This window comes from Oceanicoccus sp. KOV_DT_Chl, from assembly GCF_900120175.1.
Taxonomy (GTDB): domain Bacteria; phylum Pseudomonadota; class Gammaproteobacteria; order Pseudomonadales; family Dasaniaceae; genus Oceanicoccus.
In genome coordinates, this window is the sequence record NZ_FQLF01000007.1 from 301,799 (window position 1) to 321,742 (window position 19,944).

General features: G+C 46.1%; 21 protein-coding genes and 1 pseudogene. 9 read left to right on the forward strand and 13 right to left on the reverse strand.

Annotation, left to right across the window (positions count from 1 at the left end; translation table 11 throughout):
- Positions 1–226 precede the first annotated feature (226 nt).
- A complete protein-coding gene (locus UNITIG_RS22650) occupies positions 227–1,360 on the forward strand; it encodes a helix-turn-helix transcriptional regulator (RefSeq protein WP_159931261.1) in 1,134 nt (377 codons plus the stop codon).
- A gap of 71 nt (positions 1,361–1,431) precedes the next feature.
- On the opposite strand, the gene UNITIG_RS22655 is transcribed toward UNITIG_RS22650, so the two are convergent.
- The 5 genes from UNITIG_RS22655 to trmH form a co-directional block, all read right to left on the reverse strand.
- Positions 1,432–2,073 carry a hypothetical protein gene (locus UNITIG_RS22655; protein ID WP_101760591.1) on the reverse strand — a complete coding sequence of 214 codons (642 nt, stop codon included), beginning with the start codon at positions 2,071–2,073 and terminating at the stop codon, positions 1,432–1,434.
- A 281-nt stretch (positions 2,074–2,354) separates the two neighbouring features.
- Positions 2,355–3,536, reverse strand: coding sequence for a sulfotransferase (locus UNITIG_RS22660; protein ID WP_101760592.1), 1,182 nt, complete (start codon positions 3,534–3,536; stop codon positions 2,355–2,357).
- Between the two features lie 60 nt (positions 3,537–3,596).
- Positions 3,597–4,709 carry a DUF1214 domain-containing protein gene (locus UNITIG_RS22665; protein ID WP_101760593.1) on the reverse strand — a complete coding sequence of 371 codons (1,113 nt, stop codon included), beginning with the start codon at positions 4,707–4,709 and terminating at the stop codon, positions 3,597–3,599.
- Positions 4,710–4,803: 94 nt separating this feature from the next.
- Entirely contained in the window at positions 4,804–4,986 is a 183-nt protein-coding gene (locus UNITIG_RS22670; protein WP_101760594.1) for a hypothetical protein, read from the reverse strand.
- Entirely contained in the window at positions 4,986–5,687 is a 702-nt protein-coding gene (trmH, locus tag UNITIG_RS22675; RefSeq protein WP_101760595.1) for a tRNA (guanosine(18)-2'-O)-methyltransferase TrmH, read from the reverse strand. Before trmH ends, UNITIG_RS22670 begins: the two co-directional genes overlap by 1 nt.
- A 397-nt stretch (positions 5,688–6,084) precedes the next feature.
- Here trmH and UNITIG_RS22680 point away from each other — a divergent pair, with 397 nt between their 5' ends.
- Positions 6,085–6,525 (forward strand): hypothetical protein, encoded by a 441-nt coding sequence (locus UNITIG_RS22680; RefSeq protein WP_101760596.1) that lies wholly within the window; start codon positions 6,085–6,087, stop codon positions 6,523–6,525.
- A gap of 88 nt (positions 6,526–6,613) precedes the next feature.
- Here the strand turns inward: UNITIG_RS22680 and UNITIG_RS22685 are convergent, their stop codons facing one another.
- The 5 genes from UNITIG_RS22685 to UNITIG_RS22705 all read right to left on the reverse strand — a co-directional run bounded on the left by UNITIG_RS22685 (position 6,614) and on the right by UNITIG_RS22705 (position 11,699).
- Positions 6,614–7,330, reverse strand: a complete 717-nt coding sequence (locus UNITIG_RS22685; protein WP_101760597.1) for a hypothetical protein — start codon at positions 7,328–7,330, stop codon at positions 6,614–6,616.
- 13 nt (positions 7,331–7,343) lie between these two features.
- Positions 7,344–8,132, reverse strand: coding sequence for an SDR family NAD(P)-dependent oxidoreductase (locus UNITIG_RS22690; RefSeq protein ID WP_101760598.1), 789 nt, complete (start codon positions 8,130–8,132; stop codon positions 7,344–7,346).
- A gap of 178 nt (positions 8,133–8,310) precedes the next feature.
- The gene (locus UNITIG_RS22695; protein ID WP_159931262.1) at positions 8,311–10,473 is read right to left on the reverse strand and encodes a tetratricopeptide repeat protein; all 2,163 of its coding nucleotides are present in this window, start codon (positions 10,471–10,473) and stop codon (positions 8,311–8,313) included.
- A gap of 86 nt (positions 10,474–10,559) precedes the next feature.
- Entirely contained in the window at positions 10,560–10,799 is a 240-nt protein-coding gene (locus UNITIG_RS22700) for a hypothetical protein (RefSeq protein WP_145999270.1), read from the reverse strand.
- Between the two features lie 120 nt (positions 10,800–10,919).
- Positions 10,920–11,699, reverse strand: a complete 780-nt coding sequence (locus tag UNITIG_RS22705; RefSeq protein WP_101760601.1) for an SDR family oxidoreductase — start codon at positions 11,697–11,699, stop codon at positions 10,920–10,922.
- A 294-nt stretch (positions 11,700–11,993) separates the two neighbouring features.
- On the opposite strand from UNITIG_RS22705, the gene UNITIG_RS22710 reads away from it, so the two are divergent.
- The 4 genes from UNITIG_RS22710 (at position 11,994) to UNITIG_RS22725 (ending at position 16,508) form a co-directional block, all read left to right on the forward strand.
- On the forward strand, positions 11,994–12,719 hold the full coding sequence (locus UNITIG_RS22710; protein WP_101760602.1) for a DUF1499 domain-containing protein: 726 nt from the start codon (positions 11,994–11,996) through the stop codon (positions 12,717–12,719).
- 245 nt (positions 12,720–12,964) lie between these two features.
- The gene (locus UNITIG_RS22715) at positions 12,965–15,499 is read left to right on the forward strand and encodes a hybrid sensor histidine kinase/response regulator (protein WP_159931263.1); all 2,535 of its coding nucleotides are present in this window, start codon (positions 12,965–12,967) and stop codon (positions 15,497–15,499) included.
- Between the two features lie 120 nt (positions 15,500–15,619).
- Complete coding sequence (locus UNITIG_RS22720) at positions 15,620–15,889, forward strand: TMEM165/GDT1 family protein (RefSeq protein WP_101760604.1); 270 nt, start codon at positions 15,620–15,622, stop codon at positions 15,887–15,889.
- Positions 15,890–16,046: 157 nt separating this feature from the next.
- Complete coding sequence (locus UNITIG_RS22725; protein ID WP_101760605.1) at positions 16,047–16,508, forward strand: chemotaxis protein CheX; 462 nt, start codon at positions 16,047–16,049, stop codon at positions 16,506–16,508.
- Between the two features lie 43 nt (positions 16,509–16,551).
- Here the strand turns inward: UNITIG_RS22725 and UNITIG_RS25880 are convergent, their stop codons facing one another.
- From UNITIG_RS25880 to UNITIG_RS25890, 3 genes and pseudogenes are all read right to left on the reverse strand, one after another.
- Positions 16,552–17,631: a GMC oxidoreductase gene (locus UNITIG_RS25880; RefSeq protein ID WP_369809248.1), complete on the reverse strand. Its 1,080-nt coding sequence runs from the start codon at positions 17,629–17,631 to the stop codon at positions 16,552–16,554.
- A gap of 136 nt (positions 17,632–17,767) precedes the next feature.
- Entirely contained in the window at positions 17,768–18,247 is a 480-nt protein-coding gene (locus UNITIG_RS25885; RefSeq protein ID WP_369809249.1) for an FAD-dependent oxidoreductase, read from the reverse strand.
- Positions 18,248–18,304: 57 nt separating this feature from the next.
- A pseudogene (locus UNITIG_RS25890) lies at positions 18,305–18,906 on the reverse strand (gluconate 2-dehydrogenase subunit 3 family protein).
- 180 nt (positions 18,907–19,086) lie between these two features.
- On the opposite strand from UNITIG_RS25890, the gene UNITIG_RS23815 reads away from it, so the two are divergent.
- The 3 genes from UNITIG_RS23815 to UNITIG_RS24805 all read left to right on the forward strand — a co-directional run.
- Positions 19,087–19,533 (forward strand): hypothetical protein, encoded by a 447-nt coding sequence (locus UNITIG_RS23815; RefSeq protein WP_200821427.1) that lies wholly within the window; start codon positions 19,087–19,089, stop codon positions 19,531–19,533.
- The gene (locus tag UNITIG_RS25895) at positions 19,436–19,663 is read left to right on the forward strand and encodes an AraC family ligand binding domain-containing protein (protein WP_101760608.1); all 228 of its coding nucleotides are present in this window, start codon (positions 19,436–19,438) and stop codon (positions 19,661–19,663) included. Before UNITIG_RS23815 ends, UNITIG_RS25895 begins: the two co-directional genes overlap by 98 nt.
- Positions 19,624–19,944: hypothetical protein (locus tag UNITIG_RS24805; protein WP_235015586.1), on the forward strand; the 321-nt coding region annotated here is incomplete at its 3' end. The genes UNITIG_RS25895 and UNITIG_RS24805, both read left to right, overlap by 40 nt.

Consider the following 19,944-nt stretch of genomic DNA (forward strand, 5'->3'; position numbering starts at 1 on the left):
CCATGGCCAGTGGCGCTGTGAATTCCAGAGCCTATACCTAGGATTGATGCCCAGAAGCAACAATCAGCCGCATAGACTTGCAGGATTGGCGCACATCATAATCCTTTTGTTAAAATTTTCATCACCCCAAAGGATGAAATTAATAAATCACCTTTATATCAAAGACTTAAATTCATGCAAGCGTTACACTAAGTACCACAATCCAGACACAAGGCCGGAATCAAACGTGCAAATACCCGCCACCATTAACCAGCTAATTCACAGTATTTATCATGGCGTGCTGGAAAAAGAGCCCTGGAGCGACTTTCTCAACCAAATCAATCAATTATTTAATGCCGACTTAGCCGTGCTGGTAGTTGCCCCCAAACGGCAGGCCGGCAACAACTATTTACTAAACCGTGTGGTCAACAACCAAGCCGACTCAAGCGGCACTGCCAACCATTGGATAGCACTAGACCCCTTCCAACATATTAGTGACGATCAGGCCACACTGCTGGATGAGCTGGACCATGCCAACGCCATTGAAGAATTACCGTTTTACCAAGCGCTGATCAAACCCACCGGCATGCGCTATATCATGGCAATAAATATTCCTGCGCAAAGCTCTGCCGACTTACTGTTAAAATTGCGCATTGCTCGTGACACCAGCAAACCCGACTTTAGTCAGGACGAAATCGATACGCTTAATAGCCTGGTCACCCATATCAAACTGGCGCTGGATTTTCTGGATCAACGCGCCATTAAACAAATTGAACGCAATGCCTTCGCCGACGCAATTAACCAATTTATGCTGGGAACGTTAATTCTGGATCGCAAAGGAAAAATTGTCGCGTCTAACCGTGTCGCCAGAGATGCCATCGAACATAACCCACAAATAAAAATCAGCGATGGCACGCTGGTGTTAACCGACAACAAAGCAAACGAGCAACTCTATCAAGCACTGGCCGATATCAGCAGCGGCCACCACAGCCAAAAACCGATACCTACCACCATCACTACCAATATGATTCAGGGGCAGGCCGGTGTTCAATCACTTGGGCTAATGGTACGACCGGTACGACCAGAAGATGCGCTGGCACACCCTGTACATGCTCATGCGGTGGTTTTTATCAGTGACGTACAGGGCACGCCGGAAGTCTCAACCGATACCCTGCAGCAGCTATTTGGCTTTACTAACAGCGAAGCCAGGGTGGCCGCCTACTTAGCCAATGGCCACACTATTCCGGAAACCGCCGAAGCGCTGTCAATTTCCATCAATACTGCTAAAACCCATTCCAGAAATATTTATGAGAAAACCGGCGTCAATAAACAAACCAAGTTTATTCAATTAATTTCAAATAGTGTGGCGAGAGTGTCTTGATTTTCGTACAAATGCTACAGATACAAAAAAGGCCTCAACTATGGAGGCCTTTTATTGAAAAATATCAGAACTTAACGCTTACGCTTAAAGCCAAGCAAGGAAATCAGAGCAGAACCGAATAACCATGCGGCGGCAGGAACGGGAACCTCTGCTGGTGCTACAAAAGATTCAGAACCCCCACTAGCAAAATTAATCACATGCAAACCAATCCTTAAATCCGTGCCCATCGCATCGATGGTATCCGCATAGGTTTTACCGTTAATCAAATCAAAAGTAATCGTTACTTGATCAACTCCACCAGCATTAACACCTTTTTTTGGGGCAGGATTATCTGCATCAGCTGCAAAGTCAGCCACGAAGCTCACTGTGGGGTCAAGACCACCGGGAAGGTTAGGCGGGGTCGCACCTTCGCTAAATTCTACCCCAGCGGTACTATTGATGGCGAAAATACCCAAAAGAGTACCGTCATCAAAATAAATTTCTGAAATGGTTGATTGCGCAGCACCCGCATTAGTAAAAGTAAAATCAACTTTCTGAACACCGGCAACTACACCGGCATCGGTAACATCAACCACTAACTGGGTTTCACCGATCGTGCAATCACCCACATTATTTCCGGTGATACAGGTAAAGTTATAGGTTTCAGCAACTGACGCATTAACCCAGCCGAAGACAATCACGGGCAGTAAAGCCCATAGTTTTATTGTGCGCATCTTACCGTTCTCGAGTTTAGGGGGTTCTATAGCTTAAGAACCTTATTATTTTTTATAACACTGACAACAAGTACAAAGCGGATCAGAACTTCAGGTTATTGTTTTTATTACTATTTTCACCTGAATTAGATGCAATTATCGTGCACATATAAAGTTATACCATTAAATCATAGACTTAGACGCTTAGCTTATATGTAAGACAACTCTGGCTTGGCAATAAATTCGACACTTCACCCAGTCATCCCTACTAATTGCACCAACTTAAGGCGCGCATTTCATCGTCAATCAATGAAGCGCTGGCAGTAATCAGCAAAGCGCTGCCGTAGAGACGATTCACTATACCCATACTCTTCCAGCGTATATTCATGGGAAGGGCGGTCGCCACGCTGGTTATCTTCACGGTGCTGTTCCATCGCTGCCCTCGCCTCATCAGTAAACTCCATACCGATAAAGTCGTACATCTCTTGAATGACTTCAAAGGGGCGTGACACAGTATCTTTAAACCAGGCATCAAAAAACTGTGATTCATTGCCTTCACGCGCTTGCATGGTATGTGCAACACCCCGGGCAAACACATCACACACCTCATCGGCAACGGTTAATTTATTGGGGTTTTCGCTCCCCATTAACCACAGGTTGTAATAAAAACTGGCGGTAGACGGAATGGTGACAACCGGGTCCCGATGGGTAGCTATCACCTGTATTCCCGGAAACACTTTTAATAAGGTGGACATAAAATGCAAGTGGTGTGGCGCTTTCAATAACCAACGTTCAGCTGTTTCGCCACGGCGTTTCTTTTGCCACTGCAAAAACTGTAACTGTTTTTTTAGGTACTCATACGCTGGTGTGTTATCAGCCTGAGCGACATAGTCACCATAAGTCGGCACATGAAAAAAAGAATTGGGCACATAACTATAAAAGCTGTGCTCCAGCAATAAAATCTCTTCATCCGCACCTACCGGGTCCATCGGGTGAATCGATGCCAGCTCCGGATTAGCCGCGAGCATTTGTTCAACTTCAGCGGTCGCTTCGGCAATACGCTGATCCTGACCATTAGCATCCCAATCCATATAAGGCGCCGGATTGCGTACTTCATACCAGAGCGGCGCATAGAAACGGGAGTCGCTGGCCAGAATGCGGTGCAGCATAGTGGTACCAGTGCGGGTCAAACCGACAATCACCGTAATGGGCAACAACTCTTCATCCAGAATTTCCGGGTATTGTTTAATCCACTGTTCCATACGCAGACGATTACGCAAACTATTCATTGTGCGCTGATGCTGCATAAATCGGCCAAGCTGATTGAGGTTGGCTTCATCCTGTAACGATTTAATTAAAATTTCAAAAGGCTGGCGAAATGATTCATCACCAAAATCTGTCAACCCTTGTTCGGTGGCAATGGCTTCCTGCAACAAGCTATCTGTCTCAAGATTCACTTCAGGAATTGCATATTCATCAGTCACTAGTGGTAACTCCTATTTAAATCATCGGTGTAAATATTATTATTGCTTGTTGCTAGGCCACTATAAATCGGCAAATTTAACAACTTCAGCATCAACTGGCGGATGGTCATCAGCTTCTATCCAGCGAAACAACATACCACCCTGATCATGTCCTGTTGTATTCAACCAATTAGGGTATTTTTCTCCAGGATTACTATGGGCGACAACAATCGTCACTGAACCATCAGCATTATAACTTGCAGAATGCTTATTGACTGAAATAGTGTAATAACGATAATCCAGCGACTCCATCCAGTAGTTAGACAGTTGAAAATTCCAGGTTGAACAATTGGGAATCTTTTTGGCCGTTACCACCAAGGCTTCATCTGGCGCCAGTTTCCAAAAACTTTGAAAATAATGGATGCTGGCATCCCCACCAGCTTGCTGGCAACGCAGCTGATTATCAGAAGGGAGTTTATTGATATGCTCGCGGTAAATTTCCATCCAGTCGACAAATAAATTGGCGGTACCTTTGACAAAATTAACGCTGCGATTAAGTTGTTCTATAAAGGCCAATGGCTGTAAATAATTATTTTCCCGCGCAGAGATACACTCTATATGCAATTCCGCCGGCACTTCTTTGTTGCGATCATTAAACGTCTGACGCACCACCATATTACTGGTGTCTTCACGCATCGGCAGCCAATTGCCCTCTTGCTTGGTACTGCTAACAATAATTTCAAACGTACCATCTTCATTAATCTGCATATCCCCCACTTCCAATTGACCGCTGGGTTCCATGGTGCCGGTAGTGGCATAACTACCAGCCTTGGTGCCAAAACTGATATACGGCACCGTACCGCGAGTCCCGGTGATACGGTAATCCAAACGGCCGTCGAGATTGACGTTTTGATAGATATTATCGGGATTATCGTTGCCAATTTTTATAGTTTCATTGGCGAGCTGAAAAAAACGGGGGAAACGCGGATCACTGGATTCTATATTGCTTTCCAGGCCAGCTCGCAACAAGCGCGTTAAATATCGATAACCCTCTGCGCGATTAAACACATCGTTTGGTGTTTCACTGCGTAGAATAATATCGCCCGCTTCTTTTAAACTGTCGCAAAAATTTGCCCAGGCGCTACCATCAACAATACCCTGTTCAATAGCCGTTTTATCACTATTGTCACTCATAACACACACCCCTAACCAATAATGACTTTATTGTGCAGCCAAGGAATTTGCAGCACACCACCCTAATGGGTGAAAGGCCTCATTTGAGCTTGCACTAGACCCCGCTGCAGCTGCGAAACAAGCCTACTAATAACAATAGCGCTATTAAAATCATGGCAACTCGGGATAGCTGTGACTGCTGCTCTGGCTCCATCGGCTTGCCAAAGCGCTCCGTGAGTTTGACGACTATAGCCAAGCTGATAAACAGGACTAACAGCACCAGCAGTAAATTACTCATTAAGCGGTTTTCCTTGTAGCAATAATGTCACGCATATCTGCGTACCACTGTGATGGGTTATCAATCTCGCCGTCCTCACGCAAGGGTGGGTAAGCCAGACCATTGCTGCGACAAAAATCACGAATTTTGGGATGCGCCCATTCAAAAAATAATTGATCGTAGCTCGCCTGATCAATCCGCTGCTGACCATACAAACCTTGTTGCTGCCGTTGATGCCGTGCTTCATTTAGAATAATCCCGGCCGCCACCGAAACATTGAATGACTCCACCATGCCAACCATAGGTATGGTGATATGGATATCCGCCAACTCACTACCCAATTCACTGAGCCCCTCTTTCTCAGCACCCAATAACAAAGCTGTAGGCTGGCAAAAATCGACCTGATGATAATCTACCGCCTCAGCCGATAAATGCGCTGCGACCACTTGAAAGCCCTGCCGTTTTAAATCATCTACGGGCGCCGATAATTGTCGATGACGATGCACCTTAACATAACGATGACTGCCCAGCGCGGTGCCACGGAACGCCGTGTAATCCTTATCACCAATCACACAGTGCACGTCACCAACCCCCACAGCATCAGCAGTGCGTACAATCGCTGACAGGTTTCGACCTTTATGAACATAATCGGTAACAACCGTCAGATCAGGCTGGCGACGAGCAAGAATGGAATGGATCTTGTGATAGCGTTCTGGCGTCATAGTTGAAATCTTCAGTAGCAGTGAGCAACGCGATTATAGACAATCACCAAGGGACATCTCAAACATTGCCGCCAGTAAAAAATCAGTCCCTGGCCGATTTAAAATGCGACTTAAGCGTGTAATTGTAACAACATGATGCGGCACAAAGCGGGGACAGTTCAGAATTTTCGTTTTCCAGAAAACTGATTCTGCCCACCTGAACAGTGCTCGTTGGTACGGCGGTAGCTATAACTGCCACGGGCAGGGGATGCTAACCCGGTCTAGCGCCCTCTATTTAGTATGCTGCCCCACGGTCAGAGGTGTATCGTTTCGGTTTCTTGATAGAGTGTTGAACCATTTATTCAGTCACTACGACATAAGTGTACATTCACACAAACTATGTCGGGAGCAATACATCATGACTGCTGTTAAAAAACTATTTATCCCCTTAATCACCACACTTTTATTGCTGACTCAGGTTACACCAAGCTATGCGGGTGATGCTGAAATTACGCTAAAGGCGAGAGCTACGGAGTCGGCAACGACGGTGCAAAGAGCAGCAGTAAAACCTCAGCGCACAAGAAGCAACGCCAATATGCAGCGAATGTTGCGCGAATTAAAACCGATGACGGTGCCAGTAGGCGGAAATCAAAATCAAATAGGCACCAAGCCACCCAAATATGAAGTGGCTGATTGTACCGGCAGTAATGGCCAGTCTATGGCTTGCTGTTCCTGGTCACCCGGTAGCGGTGGTTCTAGCTGCGATATGTTTCTTGCGCTATGTGATTCCCATGACGGCTGGACAGGTACGGGGAACAGCAATGGTGCCACCTGCCAAGGCGAGGGCACAGTTAACTAAACCCGTGAAGGCCGAGCAGTAACTTGCAGTGCCAGCTCGGCCATTGGTCGAGCTGGCAAAGTCATAAACTTAAATGCAGAAAATTATATCAGGCCTTAATCAAATACTCGGAAGTCGGCATCACATCGATTTTATCGAAATCAATAAACCGAACCACACTGTCAATCATCGCTTTAAGATTGGCATCCTTCCTGGCATCATCTTCATCGCCATCTTCCGTGTAAGCATCATAAAACGCATGCTGCGACGTCATCGCTTCGGGAGGAAAGTTCTCTTCGATAATGGCAGCAATTTCAGGGCCCGCCTCAGTCAACTTTCTAGTCACCACATTTTGCCGGTAACCAAAAGTCGATTGCGTATCTATTGCAATTTGGGTGTGACTGTTGTGCCAGATATCCAGCCACTGCTCATACGTAAGTCGCTCTGGCCGCTGTAAAAAAACCACTTCATTCATACCATAAGTGCGTTGCCCTTCCACTGCAGGGTGCTTGGTATTAACAATAGATTCTGACTCGGTGACCAAATAACCATGAAAGGTCTCGACCGCTGCTGCAATGATTGTCTCCTGCTCGGCCCGAAACACCGAACTATCCAGCCACAGGGTCAACATCGCATCCATCGACGGCTGAATATTTTGTTGGCGCAAACCTTTAGCCGGCTCAACATCTTCATCAATAATCGACCAACGCAATTTTAGGACACCGCTAGCCAGTAATTTCTCGCTAACCGAACCTAATAACAGCTGCCGAAATTCGGCGATAGATTGCGACTCTTTTTTCCAGACTGGATACAGCAGCTTTTCCACAAAACTCCCCCGCTTAATGCATTCCCTGCTTATCGTATGGCGCACCAGTTGCTTCAGCACCATCCACAATTAAATTCTGTCCGGTGATATAGCTAGCCTCATCGCTACATAAAAACAGCGCTGCATTGGCAATATCTAAAGGCGTACCGGTCCGCTTCAGCGGCAACGTCGCCGCCATGCCATCAGAAATTTCTTTAGTAGTGGCAGCATCAACACCCAACGCATTTCCGATTAACGGCGTATAGACTCCACCCGGAGAAACACAGTTAACACGAACACCATACTGTGCTAATTCCAAAGACAAGGTTTTTGACAACTGCAATACAGCCGCTTTGGCAGCCTGATAAATATGGGGACCATAACCAGGAGTAGTCGCAGAAATACTGGCAGTGTTTAATATGACACCATGGCCCTGTGCTTTCATTACTTCACCGGCATACTTCATACCGAGAAAAACACTTTTAGTCAGCAGCGCAAAAGTAAAATCAAAGCCATCTTCTTCAATCTCGAACAAAGAACCACGGGCACCAAACGCACCAGCATTATTATGAAGAATATCCAGCTTGCCAAACTCGGTCACGGTAAAATCCACTAAAGATTTTACACTCTCCGCATTTGTCACATCCGTCTGTCTAAAACGAACATTGGCACCCAGCTCTGCCACTGCCGCTACTCCGGCATCCTGATTGATATCGGCAATCACTACCCTAGCACCTTCGGCTAAAAACAATTCAACTACACCGCGACCGATACCACTTGCGCCACCAGTAATAATGGCCACTTTGTCTTGTAAACGTTCCATAAACTTGCTCTCTTGAGATACCACATACAGCGCAACAACGCGCACTGACTAAAGGCGCTCAGTGAACCACAGATGTACGCTGAAAAAAAGGTGCTTTGATTACCGCTTTGTTATCAACAGCGGCCACATACGAGTGCTTAACGATCGAAAAGACCCTATGCATATTTACCCGTGGCAGCTACCGTGTCAGCGAATAACTGTGCAAGGCATTTTGTAATTGCGGATCGTCGGGGTATTTTTCCAGCGCAGCCTTTAGTTCGTTTAACGCTTGCTGGCGCTGGCCACTCTCATAGAGCGCTACCGCATAGACATAGCTATACTGGGAGTCCTGATGCCCCTGTGCTGCCCGCTGTAAATACTGCAACGCGTTATCCAAACGTTGATTACGTACTTGTAATAAACCCATCGCAAAATTTGCTGCCAAACTATTTCGATCAACGGCTAAAGCCTGCTCCAATAGTGGTAACGCCTGCTTGTCCAAACCCTGCTGACGATAAAGGTCAGCCAGATTCAACAATGCCGGAATAAATTGCGGTTCCAGCACTAATGCCTGCTGATAAGCTGCAGCCGCTAAATTCAATTCACCAAGCGCTTGCTGTACGACACCGATTTGCATCTGCCCCCCGGGTATATCGGCATTGTGCTGCAGCGCATGGATATAGTCATTTGCGGCATCAGCTAATTGCTTACGGCGCTCTATATCGGCAGGTTTAATACCAGCAAGTAAGCGAACTGCCTGAAACCTGACCGCCGCCACCGGATCGCTTAGCAAGGGCCACAAATCCTGCTCCCGTTGCGCTAAAGGCAGAGACTCGAACACTCTTACCGCCGCCTCACGAAGCATCGCCTGCTCGGAGCCGAGTGCCACCCGCGCTGCGTTCAACGCATATTGGTTGGGATAATTGACTAAGCGCTGTACCGCGGAAGCGCGAACAATAACCGCATTGGTATCTTCATTCGCTATATTGACTAACCTCGGTAACGCTTGGGCATGATAATTATCAGCCGCAGCAAATGCTGTCGCAAAATGTGTTTGTTTCGCACGCGCAGGATACCAACGCCGAAACTGTTCAGCGGCCCAACTTACCGACTGATCCTGATGACACTGATTACAGGCGTTGGGCGGTTGCCCGGCAGCTAAACTTAACGATAAATCGGGGCGCGGAATACGTAAACTGTGATCTCGCCGTGGATCAACCTGCATATAAGTGGTCTCCGGCATATGGCAGTTCACACATTCAGCACCACTGCTCGACTCAGCATGGTGGTGATGCTGTGATGTATCAAAAACATCGGGCGCATGACACTGCGCACAGAGCTGGTTGCCCGGCGCTTTTAATTTTAAGCTATGGGGATCGTGACAATTACTGCAGACCACGCCACGCTGATACATTTTACTTTGCAGGAAGGAGCCATAAACATAGACCTCATCGCGGATCTGACCATCAGGATAATACAGCGGCGCATCTAGCATACGCAGTTGATGATGATCGAGAAAATCCATTGCCTGCGGATCATTATTATTCAACACCGCGCGACGAGAATGACAATGTGCGCACTGATTAATTTGTTGATCAAAAGCCTCATTGCTTAACGGAATGGCCGTCGCCGTTGCTTGCCCAACGTCGCGTCGCCAGCCTATTCCTGAGTTTAATGCTTGCAATAAACCTTTATTTTTTTTAGCCAACGACGGCGTCGCATTTTCATTAGCCCAATCCAAATGCTGTTGTCCTGGGCCATGACAGGCTTCACAGGCCACATCAATCTCGGCCCATGTAGTTTGATAACTATTTTGGCTAACGTCGTAATTTTTTTGTAAGTGGGTGGAGTGGCATTCAGCGCAACCCGCATTCCAATTCTGGCCTTGCCGGGTCCAGTGCAATACATCGTCAGGGCCTGACGTGTCAGGATAGAGATGAAACCAACGTTGACCGCCCTGCTCCTGACTGCGACTGTCCCATGCAATAGTAAAAGCCTGCAATCGCCCATTATCCAAGCGGATCAAATATTGCTGCAAGGGCTTTACCCCAAACACATAGTCAATTTTAAAATCTGCAGGCTTACCATCGGCACCCTGAGTATTCACCCAGAATTCACTACCTTTTTTAAAAAACAGGGAGCTAACATTGTTAATGCTAAAGCGGGTGTTGGCGAAATTGCCTAATACCGTTTGCGCGGTAGCCGGCTCCATTGCCAAATCATGATCAGAGCCCCGCCAAAGTGTTATTTGCTCGCTATGGCACTCGCCACACGCCGCCGCTCCTACATAACCTTCGACAGCTACTTGTTCACCCCATGCACAGTGATGAGACAACAGAAAAACACTATATATGCTGCGCAACAAGCACCTTAGTAGCAGTACTCTATCCTGACTCAAATTTTGAAAAAGGTTAATCATTACTCTGAAAATCAAAAAACTACACCTACCTACTGCAACTGTTTACGACGATCCTCGTCGGTTTTTAATAATAAGGCTTCGGCATCTTTAGCCTGCTGCAACGTATCTAACTGGTGCTGAGGAATAACACCACTGCTATTTTCTTTAGCTGCAGCGGACGGAACTGTCGTCGCCTCTTTATCTGACGTGGAGCAACCTGCGATTAATCCCAGACTTAATACTATTCCGGCAATACATCCGGCCCATCGATAATTACTTTGATTATTCATGATGATATTCCCTGGTTTGTCTGCACAGCGATCAGTTTTCATTTTTCCGGGCTAAAACACAAGCATAAAAAAACCGCAGCTAAACCGCGGTTTTTATCACACTCAATAGAGTATTTCTGACTAAGCAACCTTATTCGCTTTTGCCATCACCCACCATAACAAACCAGGGAATAACCGCCGCCACCACACCATAAATGCTGCATCACCCGGACGAACAACCCAACGCCCTTTCTCTATCGCCGTCTCGACGGCATCAACTATGGATTCAGGGCTGGCCATTCGACCACTGTCTTTAGCCCCCTGTAAACTACCCGGTCCATGCTCAATAGCCTGCTTCACTAATGGCGTATTCACCATTGGCGGGCACACTAACAAGAAACGTATGGGGCTGTGTTTATTTTCATGGATGAGCACTTCGGCAAAGGTGTTAGTCGCTGACTTGGTAGCGCAATAGGCGCCTAAATTGTGCGTCAACACATCTCCAGCCATAGAACCGAACATAATAATATCACCCGTGCCACGCTGCTCCATTAACGGCATCAGTGTTTTAACGATATTGACAGTGCCACCATAATTAATCGCCATCATTTTTGTAATATTTTCCGCGGGCATATCAACCAAAGACTGACCAGGCATAATCGCCGCACAATGGGTCACTCGATCGATGGGACCCATGGTCGACTCAACCTCAGCAATTAATTGCTGTACCTGAGCCAGGTCACTGACATCACATTTAAACGGCGTAATATTGATAGATTCTTCAGCCGTTTCGGATAAGGCCTTATCGTTTAGGTCAACAATGGCTACGCTTGCCCCTTGATTTGCCAAGCGCAATGCAGCAACGCGCCCCATACCACTGGCCCCACCCGTTACCAAGGCTACTTTGCCGTGAAACGCCATACTACTCTCTCCCAAAAATTAAACTGAAAAATACTATTTATTATGTTTTCAAAATGACGGCGAAGTGGTTTCGGGTCAAGTGAAATTACTTTCATCTTTTATCCACTTTAGGCTTGAGCTATTACTCACTGCCACCACAGTTAAATAGTTAGAAAAGGATAGAGCTTATTCAGGTCGCCATTAGCACAATGGTTCTTTACCGTCCTTTACACAACACAGGATAAAACTATTGAACACCATTAACGCTTCGAGTAACGTCAACCCGTTAATAAATCATTCAGGGAGCTACCACCAATGACCGCCGACACCTCAAAAGCCGCTACACGGATTCGCTCACTTGCATTAATCCTACTGGTACTAATGCCACTGTCGGCATTAGGGACCCGTTTTGGCTTATGGCCATTCACCATCGGTTTGCTACTGTTATCAGTCTCACTTCTGGGTAGCCTGATCATTCAAATTATCAATGCTATTTGGCTATTGCGTAAGCCCAGTGCCGGTACTAAATCCGCCTTGCGCCTCGCCAGTCTCTTTGCTCTGCCACCACTGGTACTAATGGCTACCATGATGAAGGGAGGAGAAGGTAGTCGAGCAGGCATTCATGACATCAGTACAGATTTAGATAACCCACCGGTATTCGTTGCCGCTGTCGCAGAGCGAGGAAGCGAAAGTAACCCACTGGAGTTTAAAGCTGAAGTGGCTGCTATTCAGCGCACTGCATTTCCGGACATTGACACCCTCACGACCAAGCAAGCACCGAAGCAGGCATTCACCAAAGCCTTGGCTGCCGCAGCAGCGCTCGGTTGGGAAGTCTATGCCCAGGATCAGCAGCAAGGGCATATAGAGGCTGTCGATACCACTTTCTGGTTCGGCTTTAAAGATGACGTGGTGATTCGCATTCAACCGGCAGTCGATGGCAGTAATATCGACCTGCGCTCGGTTTCCAGAGTGGGCCGAGGTGACATGGGGGCAAATGCCAATCGCATCCGTGCATTTAATAGCCAATTCAACGCACTCTAGTCCCATTCTAGGCCCCAAAAAAATCTATCAACGCCTCGTTTCGGGGCGCACTTCAACCCAGACAAACCGGACTAATTATCCTCGGTATAAATACCAAAATAGGTGGAATTACGTATGGGATTTCTTCCGCTTCAGCATAAAGTAGTGAACCAGACTTAGTATTTTAAAAAATGCCGCCCTGAGTAGTTAATGCCCCGACTACTTTGAGCTTGTTGTCTACCCGTATTAATCATTCAGGCCATCCTGTGAATTGGGAACATTTCTCCTATAAACCAACCGAAGCTGATCAACAGAGCGCACCGTCGCGACGTGATGCGCTTAATAACTGGCCACTAGTCAAAACGTTAATTGCCTTACTCCTCGTGCTGCTAACCAGCAGTAATACTGCTTATGCTAGCAACAGCGATGCAGCCAACGAACCGCCGCCATTCATTATTGCTGAAGATGCCCCCAGCGCCGACCTGACTCACGCAGTAAAATGGCTGGAAGACAAAAGCCGAACATTCACTATCGATAAAATTTCCAGTGCCGACTTTATTACCCGGTTTCAACCGAACAACGCACCACTAATCAACCATGGTTATACTGACTCCGCTATTTGGTTGTATTTACCCATTAACCGCCAAGGTGAAAGCCCTGACACAGTCGCCGCTCGCCTTTGGCTACTGCAAATAAATTACCCGCAACTGGACCTGATTGATATTTATGCCCGTCGACAGGATAACAGCATTAGCCACCTGCAATTAGGGGACAGTCTCCCCTATCAACAGCGCCCCTACAAAGACCCCTCTTACATTGCACCAGTAAGCATCGCTCCAGGAGAGACAGTAGAGATTTTTATTCGTGTAACAACGTCCGGATCGATGCAGGTTCCTCTTCGCTTGCTCAGCACAGCTGAAATACCCTCGCACATTTCGGGAAAAAATACTGCCTATGGCGCGTTCTATGGCGTGATGCTGGTCATGGCCATCTATAACCTGTTCATCTACCTTTCTACCCGTGACAAAAGCTACCTGTATTATGTTTTATACGTACTGAGCTTCAGTCTATTTCAAAGCGCTATTTCAGGTCATGGCTTTGCCTACCTATGGCCCAACTCAATGAACTGGAACCAACTAGCCATTCCGGTTTTTATCTCATTATGCTGTTTGTTTGCCTCTACATTTTCCCGCTACTTTTTAGATCTGAAAAGCTATGCTCCCACGCTTGATCTATTATTAAAAGCTAATGGCTTGGTGGCTCTAGGATTATTTTTCAGCAGTTTATTTTTACCTGTTGGGCTTAGCACTGAATTAACTATTATTAGCGTTTTCGCTACCACTATCAGTGTGCTTTCAGCCGGACTGATCAGCCTAAAACATAAATTTTGGGCTGCGCGATTCTTTGTACTTGCCTGGTTTTCGCTTATCCCTGGTTCTGTGATGCACGCTCTTGCAGCAGCGGATATCATTACCGCAAACGCAATCACCCTGAACTCGGATCTAATCGGCTCTTTATTTGAAGTCATTTTGCTATCACTGGCGCTAGCAGATCGTATTAACGTTTTGCGCAAAGAAAACCAGGAAATTATTTTACAATCCCAGCAAAAACTTGAATTTGCCAATACCCAATTAAATAACACGCTAGACCAGTTAGAAAAAAGCAATCAATTAAAAGATCAATTTCTCGCTACGATTAGCCACGAATTACGCACCCCGATGAATGGCGTGGAAGGCTCACTAAATCTTATTGACAGTGACAAACTCAAACCTCGACAACAGGAATATTTAGCCTCAGCCAAACTATCAGCTCGCAATATGACTTCGGTAGTAGACTCCATTTTATCCTTTTCAGAAATGCAGTCCGGTCAACTGATTGTTAAAAAACAAATCATCGATCTAGCATCGACACTACAACCACTAGCTAATGAATCAGAACTGCGCTGCCAGCAAAAAGGACTCACCTTTCAGTGGCAAATCGATCACAACCTACCTAAAGCCATCAGCACCGATAGCGATCAACTTATTTTGATCCTGAAACAATTGATTGATAACGCCATAAAATTTACCTCGCAGGGACAAGTATCAGTCAATATCAGTAGCGGCATGGATGAACACAGTCAACGCGAAATGCTGTCATGCTCAATCATCGACAGCGGTAGCGGTATTGCTAAAGAGCAAATTAATCAGATTTTCACCCCCTTCCAACAGTTAGACGCTAATGATAATCGTCAACACAACGGTCTGGGGATTGGGCTAGCGATATGTAACCAAATTGCTGCATATATGGGTGGCAAACTCTGCGTACAGTCGCAACCAGGTAGTGGCTCTGAATTCACCCTATTGATACCACTAGTACCAGCTTACCCACAAGATACAACGATTGACATCACCGCGCCCGAAACTCAACAACGCCAAAAAACAGTGTTAATTGCTGAAGATAATCTGGTTAATCAAATGGTACTGAAAGCCATGCTGCAACAAATGGGTTGCATGATAATTACTGCCAATAATGGTGCTGATGTATCACAATTACTGGATCAGCAACCGGTCGATTTAATTATGATGGATTGCCAAATGCCACTAATCGACGGTTTTGAAGCCACCCGAAGAATTCGCAATAGCCAATCGGTGTACAGTAACATTCCAATCATTGCGGTAACAGCCAATGCCATGAGCGGCGATAGTCAACGCTGCTTGAACGCAGGTATGAATGACTACATCAAAAAACCAGTGGATCGCATTGTAGTGGAACGTAAAGTAAAGCAATGGTTGCGCAATGGAAAAATCGCGGCGGTTTAACCGACAACCAACCTATCCCACCAGCCCTCTTTTTTCAAAATACGGTAAATATTTTTATCTATTCGCCGTTATAATCCATACAATTTGAATCTAACAATTTTTTGCGCTGGAGTGGTAGTAATGGAATTAAAAATTTTTCTAACGATTTTCACCACAGTATTTATCGCTGAGCTCGGCGATAAAACGCAACTGGCAACGATGCTGTATGCCGCCGATAAAGACGTTAGCAAATGGATGGTATTTTTTGCCGCCTCAGCTGCATTGATCCTTGCTTCAGCTATCGGCGTTATTGCCGGCCAGTGGTTAAGCCAGCATATCGATGAGCGGCAGTTATCTAGCATTGCAGGCATTGGTTTTATTGCTATTGGCGTTTGGACGCTGTGGCGATAAAAGGCCTAAATTACTTAGCAACAATAATATTTCAACGCTGATAGCAAAGAAACGAACAAAAAAGCACCAAAACCTCAATTCAACCCTAAGAGAATTGTACAAACCAAAAAAGCCCAACTAACCTACATAAGATATAGAAAATACTGTCTTCTTTTGTATGAATGTGAAATATATAAATCCGCTACTTGAATCCACCATCACTGTGCTATCAACAATGGCCATGGTGGAAGTGACCGCCGGTAAACCCATGAAAAAGCAAGGGTCCAATACTATGGGTGATGTCACAGGTATGATCGATTTATCCGGTAAATCCACTCAAGGTTCATTAGCCATCAGCTTTTCCAAGCCTGCTATCCTCGACATCACAGAAAAAATGTTAGGTGAAGCGGTAAGCTCTATAGATGAAACCGTTGTCGATGTGGTCGGTGAGATCACCAATATGATTACCGGCAGCGCCAAACGTATTTACTCGGAACAGGGGATGGAGTTCGATTTAACCCTCCCTTCCATGCTGCTTGGCAATGACAAACCGCTTAATCACAAAGTCAAAGGTGATGCTATCGTGCTGCCTTTTAACACACCCGCAGGTGATTTTTATGTGGAGTTCTGCTTCAACTAGACGCTTGCACCACTCCTGCTCGCACAGCGCCTTCACTACCAGCTCAAATTAAACCCGCCTTAAGTTGTTTCACCGCGTAGTCACAAGCTCTGGCAGTTAATGCCATATAGGTCAATGAGGGGTTCACACAAGACGAGGACGTCATCGCGCTACCATCTGTGACAAACAAATTTGCTACCTCATGCGCCTGATTCCATTGATTCAATACCGATGTTTCGGGGTCACGCCCCATCCGCGCCGTGCCCATTTCATGGATAGCACCACCGGGATCTTCCATAGAATCCCCACCGAATGCAAAGGTCGCACCAGCAGCATTTAACATGTCTACTGCCTGCGAAGACACGTCCTTGCGCATCTTCAATTCATTGTTATGCCAATTAAAATTAAAGCTTACCTGCGGAATACCGTATTGATCTTTTTTGCTCGGGTGTAAAAACATGCAATTATCTTTTTGCGGCAATGTTTCTCCAAATCCCATCAGTGCCATAGCCCAGGTTCCGGGTTTGCGCAGCCGAGCTTTCAATGCCGTTCCAAAACCAGGCGCCTTGTAGGATGCACTCCAACCCATCCTGAACGCCACACCCTGAAAACCATAACCACGAACAAAATCAGTATTATCCTCATCTTTCACATTGCGAAAGCGGGGTATGTAGACATTATTTGGACGATTCCCCGAATAAAATCGATCTTCCATCCCCGGTAAAATAGCAAACCCACCCAAACCAGAATTATGATCCATCAAATACCGCCCAAGTGCACCACTACCATTAGCCAAGCCGTTAGGAAAATGTTCAGACGTTGAATTTAATAACAGCTGCGTGCTACCTATAGTCGAGGCACACAGAAACACCAATTTACTTTTAAACGTTAATTTTTCATGACTCTCGGCATCAATAACATTCACAGCAGAGACTTTGCCCGTAGTAGCATCATACTCTAACGACTCAACCACACTGTGAGCACGTAGCGTTAAATTTCCAGTCTTTTCTGCCGCGGGCAAAGTAGAGCTTACACTGGAAAAGTATGCTCCTACTGAACAGCCACGATGACAGGGCCCGCAATAATGACAACTTCCACGACCATTTAACGGCTGCGTTAATACTGCCGCCCTTCCCATTATCATTTTGCGACCCGGATAATTTTTTTCTATCCCGGCTTTAACAAATTTCTCCCCGCGTTCATTTCCATAGTAGGCTGAAATTCACCATCGGGTAACTGTGGAATGCCTTCCGCCTGACCGGTTACACCGATAAATTTTTCTACGTAGCTATACCAGGGCGCAATATCAGCATAACGAATCGGCCAATCAACTCCGTGGCCATCTTTTTTATTTGCTTCGAAATCCAGGTCACTCCAGCGATAAACTTGTCGTCCCACATAATTGATTTACCGCCAACACGGCCACCGCGCATCCAAAGAAAAGGATTATCTTCATTCAAGTCGTAAGGATTTTCTCTATCGTTCAACCAAAAGTGCCGGGTTAGTTCATTGAATGCATAAGAGGTGCTTTGCACCCGGTAATCCTGTTGGTAAAGCTCCCGCAAGGGTTTACCTCGAAATGGGGTTTGCCATGGTGGTACATGCTCACCAATATAATCCTTACCATGCTGCAGAGGCGCTCCTCGCTCCAACACTAATACACTCAACCCTTTTTCAGATAATTCTTTAGCCGCCCAGCCTCCTGAAATACCAGAGCCTACAACAATTGCATCAAATTCTGTGGTATTCGGTAATGTCATATTTTCGCTTCCGGTAATTACTGATGTGTTTTCTTAGACCAATAAAATAGCTATTACTTAGTCAATCAAACTTGGCCCACCCCAGTTGCGAGTGTCTTCAGTGACTGGAATGTCGCCCTTATAGGTCATAGGCATAGGGTTATAACGTAACTCCTCAGTGGCACCGATTTCCGAGGTGTAATAGCCAACTACCACTAATTCTTTTAACTTGGGAAAAAAGGCTTGGCGATCTTCTTTAAGATTGGGCATCAGATCAATTGCATCCATCAGCGGCGTGGCCCCTCCCTGCAATTCCATTTGAGTTAATACCAAATCCTGCATCTCATCAGTTAGCTGAATATATTCACGGCCTAATTGTTGCCGGCTCAATAAATCTGCCTGCTGCAGTCCAAACAAAAAATCTTGCGCTCATTTTCGGTATACCAATCGAACACTATCTCTTCGATAAAAGCCGGCACTCCTGCGGCAATAGCACCCGGGGTATCTGTGGTTGGAATAATCCGCTCAGACATCATGCTAACCAGCTGACGCTGGACATCAGAAAACCCAGTACCAGCAGCGCGAAGTTTCGGCTCTGATTTCAGTGCCATTGCCACCGATGGAGACAAACTGCCCCCCAGCATTAGCATCAATGTTTTCACCGCATCACGACGCTTCATTGCACACACCCTCTGGTTGTTCAATCATTAAAACAAGGATAATACTTCCACCCAATATAATGACAGCCATTGTAAACATGAATTATTCAGCATTATCATCCATAAAATAGAAATTATCCGTGTCAATTTCTATCCAATATATGGATAATTCCACTACAACTATAATCCGTAACCCTATTGATGAGTATCAACGAGCAAGCATTAGCACTACTGGATCTCGCTAACGGCAAGCGCTTAAGCAAGGCCCGCTACCTGCTTGCCGTGCGCCCCTTACTAGGCAACAGCTACCCACTTGTCGATAGCGCAACGATGCTCGCCTTACAACCTAGCATCCAAAACACACTACAACACCAGCCTTCAATGCCCGAAGTATGCGAGCGCTGGCAACAACATTTATTTCGCCATAGTATTACCACCGCTGCTGCGAATACGTTAATCAGGGAGTTATTAAGTGCCATTGAAGATGTTAATCAGCTAACCACTCAAGCCATTGTGGGTAGCAAAACCACTGCCACCAAAGACTCCATCAATGATTATCCGGTGCGCCGCCCACCAAAAGAATGGTTGGACACTGCACTTAACCACCAAAGGCTCAGGCCGCTACAACTGCGTCAGGCAGACACTTGACAGCCGCGTCGGTAGCTTAATGTTATTTAACCCTGACGCTTACTTCGACCACCGGCGCAACCCGACTGTGACGAGTGGCAACATCTTTGGATGCTGTTTCAAGTCGACAATGAATGGCTGCATTTATTAGCGTGGCCGGAGATTGGGCCCGGCATATTCGGCTTTGCACTTAATGATAAATCACTAATTAATCAATGCGCACAACTTTTTCAGGAGATCATTTCGCAGCAAATTACCATCAAAAAATGGGCCCGGAATTATGCAAAAATCTATTTACAACAACTTCTAATTCGCTGCTATCAAACACTCCCGGACGACAGTACCAAAACTATCGATCCGCGTATCAAAAAAGCTATTAATTTCATTAGCCAACACTACCGCAGTCATTTTTCAATTGAGTCACTGGCGGAA